Annotated in this window: 5 protein-coding genes; 4 read left to right on the top strand and 1 reads right to left on the bottom strand. The window is 61.4% G+C overall.

From position 1 onward, the window contains the following. The 3 genes from NW856_RS06575 to NW856_RS06565 all read left to right on the top strand — a co-directional run. A partial coding sequence (locus NW856_RS06575; protein WP_414399577.1) for a methyl-accepting chemotaxis protein occupies nt 1-1128 on the top strand: 1128 nt, incomplete at its 5' end. A gap of 1 nt (nt 1129) precedes the next feature. Continuing rightward, complete coding sequence (locus NW856_RS06570; protein WP_011434294.1) at nt 1130-3901, top strand: hybrid sensor histidine kinase/response regulator; 2772 nt, start codon at nt 1130-1132, stop codon at nt 3899-3901. A 3-nt stretch (nt 3902-3904) separates the two neighbouring features. Beyond that, complete coding sequence (locus NW856_RS06565) at nt 3905-4387, top strand: hypothetical protein (RefSeq protein WP_011434295.1); 483 nt, start codon at nt 3905-3907, stop codon at nt 4385-4387. Here NW856_RS06565 and NW856_RS06560 read toward each other — a convergent pair. Beyond that, nucleotides 4363-4914: a hypothetical protein gene (locus NW856_RS06560; protein ID WP_414399576.1), complete on the bottom strand. Its 552-nt coding sequence runs from the start codon at nt 4912-4914 to the stop codon at nt 4363-4365. The genes NW856_RS06565 and NW856_RS06560 overlap by 25 nt on opposite strands. Before the next feature lie 136 nt (nt 4915-5050). Here NW856_RS06560 and NW856_RS06555 point away from each other — a divergent pair, with 136 nt between their 5' ends. Beyond that, nucleotides 5051-6028: an acetyl-CoA carboxylase carboxyltransferase subunit alpha gene (locus NW856_RS06555; RefSeq protein WP_414399575.1), complete on the top strand. Its 978-nt coding sequence runs from the start codon at nt 5051-5053 to the stop codon at nt 6026-6028. Nucleotides 6029-6071 lie beyond the last annotated feature (43 nt).

The following is a 6071-nucleotide window of genomic DNA, read 5'->3' as shown; positions in this document are numbered from 1 at the left end:
AGCCAGAGCTGGTCTGACGAAGAACAGAAAACCTTGGCAGAGCTGGCCAACCGCCTGGGTCAAGCTTTGGGTAACCTGGGGGCGCTGGAGCAAAAAGCCGTGGCCGCCCAGGAACGGGAGCGGTCGGAAGCGCTGCAAAGAGAGCTGCTGCAGCTTATCAGCGAGGTCACAGAAGCCTCGCGGGGGGATCTCACGGTGCGGGCGCAGCTAACAGCCGGACAAGTTGGCATCATGGCGGACTTTTTCAACGCCATTATCGAGAGCTTGCGCGACATCGTGATTCAAGTGCAGCAGGCCGCCGGTCAAGTCAACCAATCCATTGGTCGTGACGAGGCAGCCATTCGCGAGTTGGCCGAAGCCGCTCTCCGACAGGCCACCCAAATCGAAGAGACCTTGCGCTCTGTCGAGCAAATGACGCTCTCAATCGAGGAGGTAGCCGATAAAGCCCAACAGGCCGCCACCGTTGCCGAATCTGCCGCCGCCACGGCCATCAACAGCAGCTTGACTATGGATCGCACAGTGCAAAACATCCTGCAACTGCGGGAAACGGTGGCCGAAACGGCCAAGAAGGTGAAGCGGCTGGGGGAATCTTCCCAGCAGATTTCCAAGGTGGTGTCCTTGATCAACCAGATTGCGCTGAAAACCAACCTCTTGGCGGTGAACGCCAGTATCGAGGCAGCCCGTGCCGGCGAAGAAGGGCGAGGTTTTGCGGTGGTCGCCGAGGAAGTCGGGGCACTGGCGGCCCAGTCGGCAGAAGCCACCCGCGAGATCGAGCGCATTGTGGAAGGGATCCAACGGGAAACCGGCGAGGTGGTACAGGCGATGGAAACCAGCACCGGCCAGGTGGTGGAGGGAACCCGCTTGGTGGAAGCAGCCAAGCAGAGCCTGGGACAAATTGTGGAAGTCTCGCGGCAGGTGAACCAGCTCTTTCAGGCCATTGCCCGCTCCACCGATGCCCAGGCAGATGCATCTCAAACGGTGCGCCAGTTGATGCAGCAAATCGCCAACATTGCCGCCCAGACGGCGGCAGCCTCGCAGCAGGTGGCCAACTCTCTCCAGGCTACGGTGGCGGTTGCCCGTCAGTTGCAGACTTCTGTGTCCACCTTCAAGGTGGGGGAGGCGGTTTAGCATGGGGCCGAATCCCACTTCCCTCGACCCACGCGAGTGGCAGGTTAGGCTGCAGTTTTTGGACGAAGCCCAGGCTTACCTCGACACCCTGGAGGCAGGGGTGTTGGGCCTGGGATCCCAGAGTTTGGATCGCCCCCGTTTGGATCGCTTGCTGCGGGCTGCTCATTCCATCAAGGGCGGGGCGGCCATGATGGGCTTTCCGGTGCTTAGCGACTTGGCCCATCGCCTGGAAGATGGTTTCAAGATCTTGCAGGTGGATCCCCAAAAAGCCGACCCCGCAGTGGAGCGCAACCTCTTGGCGGCGTTGGATTGCATGCGCCAAATAGCCCAGCAGCACCGCCAGCAGCGGCTTTTGGACGAATCTTGGCTGGCAGAGCGGGTGCAGCCTCTTTTCGATCAATTGCGAGAGCAGTTGGGAGAGTTGCAGCCTGAGGACAACGTCCAAGTCCTGGCAGCAGAGGCCGGGGGCGATATGCGGGTGCTGCTGTTTGCAACCGAGGTGGAGGCCTGTCTGCAGCGGTTGGAAGGTGTGCTGGCCCACCCCGAGCAGCCCTGTTTGCGGGAGGAGTTTCTCATTGCTGCCCAAGAGCTGGGGGCGCTGGGGGAAATGTTGGATCTGCCTGCCTTTGCCACCCTGTGCGGCTCAGTAGTCCAAGCTCTGGAGACGCTGCCGCCAAATGCCAAGGAGCAGGTGTTGCCCGTTGCTCAGGCGGCTTTACAAGCTTGGCGACGCTCGCAGGCCCTGGTGCTGGTCGGTCAGGTCGCTCTTCTCCCCAGCTCCTGGGATCCGGCAGAGCCTCCAGTTTCCCCCCCGCCAGAAGCCCCTCCCCCTGCAATGGCAGGAGCCACCGAGCTGCCGGATTCGATTCCAGCCGGGGCCAAAAGCGCTGCCGAGATGCTACGGGTGCCGGCTCGCCCTCTGGAACAGTTGGGGGAGCTGTTGGGAGAGCTCATAGGGGAGCGCAACCGCTTAAACAGTCGCCTGCAACGGCTGCGGGAGCTGGTCAGCTTGTTCAAACGGCGGGTTCGCACTCTAGAAGAAACCAACAGCCGCCTGCGCAGCAGCTACGACCGCGTCGCTGCCACCGTGCCTGCTTCTGTGCTCTTGAAAAAAGAAGGGGATCCCGGCCTGACCTTGGCCGATACCTTTGACCTCTTGGAGATGGATCGCTATGGAGAGATGCACCTGCTGACCCAAGAGGTGATGGAAACCGTTGTGCAAATTGATGAGGTAACCCACGATATCGACACCACCCTGCAGGAGACCGAAGGCAGCGCCCGCCAGCTCAGCCGCCTCTCCAGGCAAATGCAAACCCGTCTCGACCAGGTGCGCATGCAGCCTCTATCGGATTTGACGGATCGCTTCCCCAGAGCGCTGCGGGAGCTGAGCTTAGCCCATGGCAAGCCCGTGGAGCTGCGGGTCTTGGGGGGATCCACCCTAATCGAGCGCTCGATTTTGGAGGCCTTGGCGGATCCCTTGTTGCACTTGGTGCGCAACGCCTTTGACCACGGCATCGAGGCTCCAGACACCCGCCTGGCCCAGGGCAAGCCGGCCAAGGGCCTCATCGAAATTGCCGCCAGCCAACGGGGCAACCGCACTCTGATCACGGTGCGAGACGATGGGGCAGGGATCTGTCTGGATAAAATCCGGGCCCGCGCCTTGCAGATAGGGTTTTCCGCTGCCGACCTGGCTGAGGCCAGCTCCCAGGAGCTGCTGGAGTTGATCTTCCAGCCGGGCTTCAGCACCGCCGAGCGAGTCAGCGAGCTATCTGGACGGGGAGTGGGTCTAGACGTGGTACGCACCAACCTGCAACGAATTGGCGGCCAGGTGCAGGTGGAATCTTGGCCGGGACGGGGCACGCTGTTTACCCTCACTCTGCCCGTTTCTTTGAGCGTCACCCGCGTGCTGCTGACAGAATGCCAGGGGTTGATGTTGGCTTTTCCGGCCAACGCAGTGGAAGAATTGCTTATCCCCCCGCAGTTGCCTGCCGATTCCTTTCTCTGGGAAGGGGAGCAGATCCCTTTAATTCCTGTGGGCCACTGGTTTCGCTTCGCGCGCTGGCAGCCTCGCCGGGAAATTGACGAGACCCCCCTTCTCGACCGACCTGTGGTGCTGCTGGTGGTAGAAGACAACCGGCCCTATGGCCTGTTGGTGGATCGCTTTTGGCGGGAGCAAGAGGTAACTCTGCGCCCGGTGGAGGGAGGTCTGCCTCTGCCGTCGGGATTCTCCGGCTGTACGGTTTTGGCCGATGGGCGAATCGCTCTTTTCGTGGATCCGCCTGCCCTCTTGAGCTGGCTGCTCGCCCAGCGGGATCAGCCCTGTCAGTCGGCAAGGGATCCCCTTCCCCAGCCCAGGTTTGCCGCCCAGCCCACCCTGCTGGTGGTGGAAGATTCGGTCAACGTGCGCCGCTTCTTGGCCATGACCCTAGAAAGAGCAGGGTTCCGGGTTGAACAGGCTCGCGACGGACAAGAGGCCCTCGAGCACTTGCAGAGAGGAATTCCCATCCGAGCGGTGATTACCGACATTGAAATGCCGCGGCTGGATGGCTTTGGCTTGCTGGCCCAGATTCGTGCCCACCCCCTGTATGACCAGCTTCCCGTGGTCATGCTCACCTCCCGCAGTGGCGAGAAACACCGCCAACTGGCCCAGCGGCTGGGAGCCAGCGCCTACCTCTCCAAGCCCTTCCAGGAACAGGAGCTGATCCAAAAGCTGCGGCAACTGCTGCAACCAGCCTCTTCGGCACCTTCCACCGGCGTTTTGATGGCGAGGTAGTCCATGCCCCTGCTTTCCCCTCTGCGCCTGCGTCGTCTGGCTCGGCAAGAACAACTGAGAAACCGGCAGACCTTGATTACTTTCCAACTGGGCTCCTACTGCTTCGGCCTCCCTGTTGATCGGGCGCGGCGAGTTTTTAGCTGGGCAGAGTTTCAGCTTGCTCAGGAGGGCGGCCCCCAGCTTTTGGATACCGGTCGTTTGTTGCTGGGCCGAGGGATCCCTTTTCAACCGGAAGGGGTTATTCTGTTGCAGCCAGGCAGTTCTGAGGACGGATTGTCCGACCAGATCGACAACCCAGAAACAGGGGCTCTGCCCATTCCCACTCAGCCCCTCCTGCGCCGTCTGCCCTCTTCCCAGTTGCAGCCTCTCCCCAGCCGCTATGCAGCTCAGGCCCGCCAAAGGGGTATTGTGCAGTGGATCCCGCCAGTTGAAGGTCAGCTCCCCCTGTTGGTGTTCGACCCTCATCTCTGGCCTGCCTGTTCTTGAGAAGGGAGAAGGGGCAGTTGCAGCTCTGGATTCTCCACGCGGGTTAGCTCCCAGCGAAAGGGATCCCCACCCCGTCGCTGCCAATTCAATTGGAAGGGTTGCTCCAGCGCATTCACCTGATCTCGCGTCAGGTTGGCCAAGGGGCCGCCGGAGCCCTCGATAACAAACCAGAGGGTGGCCCGTCCTTGGCGACTGGGATCCCCTGGGCCGAGCTGCACCTGCAGCGCTTGGGGTTGGAGGCGCAAGCGAAAAAATTGGCCGAAGATCTCGCGGCTGTAGGCCAGCGCCCGCTGCTTGTTCAGGCCCCAACCATCGCTATAGGCCTCAGAGACCAGCATCTCCACCTGATCCCAGTTGCGCTGCTCCACCGCCCGCAGCAATCTCTGGGTGTGGGCCCGGATTTGTCGCTCAGGCCGCCCGTATTGCCAAAAGGCTCCCACCCCGATAGCCAAGACGACGGATCCCACCACCCCCCAGCGCAGCCAGGGGGGAAGGGGTGAAGGGGGAGAAGAGACAGAAGCAGACAAGGGATCCCTCTTGGGCAGTAGGGGGATTGCTCCCTCTAGCCTACGGGATCCACATGTGAGAAGATCAAAGTCCCATCCCCAAATCTGTGCAGCCTTTGCCAGGCACAGCACGCCCCCGAAGTTTAGCCAACCGGTCATGACCAAGTCCACCGACCGCCTGCTGCTGGAGTTTGAGCAGCCTGTTGCCGCCCTGGAGCAACGAATTCAAGAAATTCGGGCCTTGGCAGAAGAAAACGACATCGATGCTTCTGAGCAGATTCGCCAATTGGAAGCCAAAGCCGAAGAGCTGCGCCGCGAGATCTTCAGCCAGCTCACGCCAGTAGAACGGCTCCAGGTGGCCCGTCACCCCCGCCGCCCCACCACCCTGGATTACGTACAGACCATCTGCGACGACTGGTTTGAGCTGCACGGGGATCGCCACGGCCAAGACGATCCGGCCATTGTGGGCGGGTTGGCCAAGCTGGGGGATCAGCCGGTGATGATCCTCGGCCACCAAAAGGGCCGCGACACCAAAGACAACATCCACCGCAACTTTGGGATGCCCAATCCCGCCGGCTACCGCAAAGCCCTGCGGCTAATGGAACATGCCCACCGCTTCGGCCTGCCCCTGCTCACCTTCATCGACACGCCGGGGGCTTACCCAGGCGTCAAGGCGGAAGCCGAGGGCCAAGGAGAGGCCATTGCCACCAACTTACAAACCCTCTTTCGGCTGGAGATCCCCATCATCTGCACCGTCATCGGCGAAGGGGGATCGGGCGGAGCCTTGGCCATTGGGGTGGGCAACCGCATCTTGATGTTTGAGCACGCCGTCTACTCCGTGATCTCGCCGGAAGGCTGCGCGGCTATTCTCTGGAAGGATGCCAAGAAGGCTCCCCAAGCGGCGGCAGCCCTGCGCATTACCGCCCAAGACCTGCTGCAACTGGAGGTGATCGACGAGATCCTGCCAGAGCCGGTTGGCGGCGCCCACCGCGCGCCCTTGGAAGCTGCTCAAACCCTCAAAGAGGCTCTTCTCAGGCATCTCAAGGAACTTTCTAGCCTGAGCGGGCGAGAATTGCGCGAGGAGCGCTACCAAAAGTTTCGCCGCATGGGAGCGTTTCTGGAGCTTTCTGAATAGACTTATGCATCCGTAAACTACCCGACTCCGACCGCTAAAGCGG

Origin of the sequence: Synechococcus sp. R3-13, from assembly GCF_047462195.1 — a bacterium.
In the GTDB taxonomy this organism is placed as follows: Bacteria; Cyanobacteriota; Cyanobacteriia; order Thermostichales; family Thermostichaceae; genus Thermostichus.
Note: the sequence above shows the minus strand (reverse complement) of the source record. Positions and strands in the feature narration are given on the sequence as shown.

Excerpts from the sequence above, each read along its gene's own strand:
- NW856_RS06570 (WP_011434294.1), top strand. The coding sequence starts at position 1,130 with ATGGGGCCGAATCCCACTTCCCTCGACCCACGCGAGTGGCAGGTTAGG.
- NW856_RS06565 (WP_011434295.1), top strand. The coding sequence starts at position 3,905 with ATGCCCCTGCTTTCCCCTCTGCGCCTGCGTCGTCTGGCTCGGCAAGAA.
- NW856_RS06555 (WP_414399575.1), top strand. The coding sequence starts at position 5,051 with ATGACCAAGTCCACCGACCGCCTGCTGCTGGAGTTTGAGCAGCCTGTT.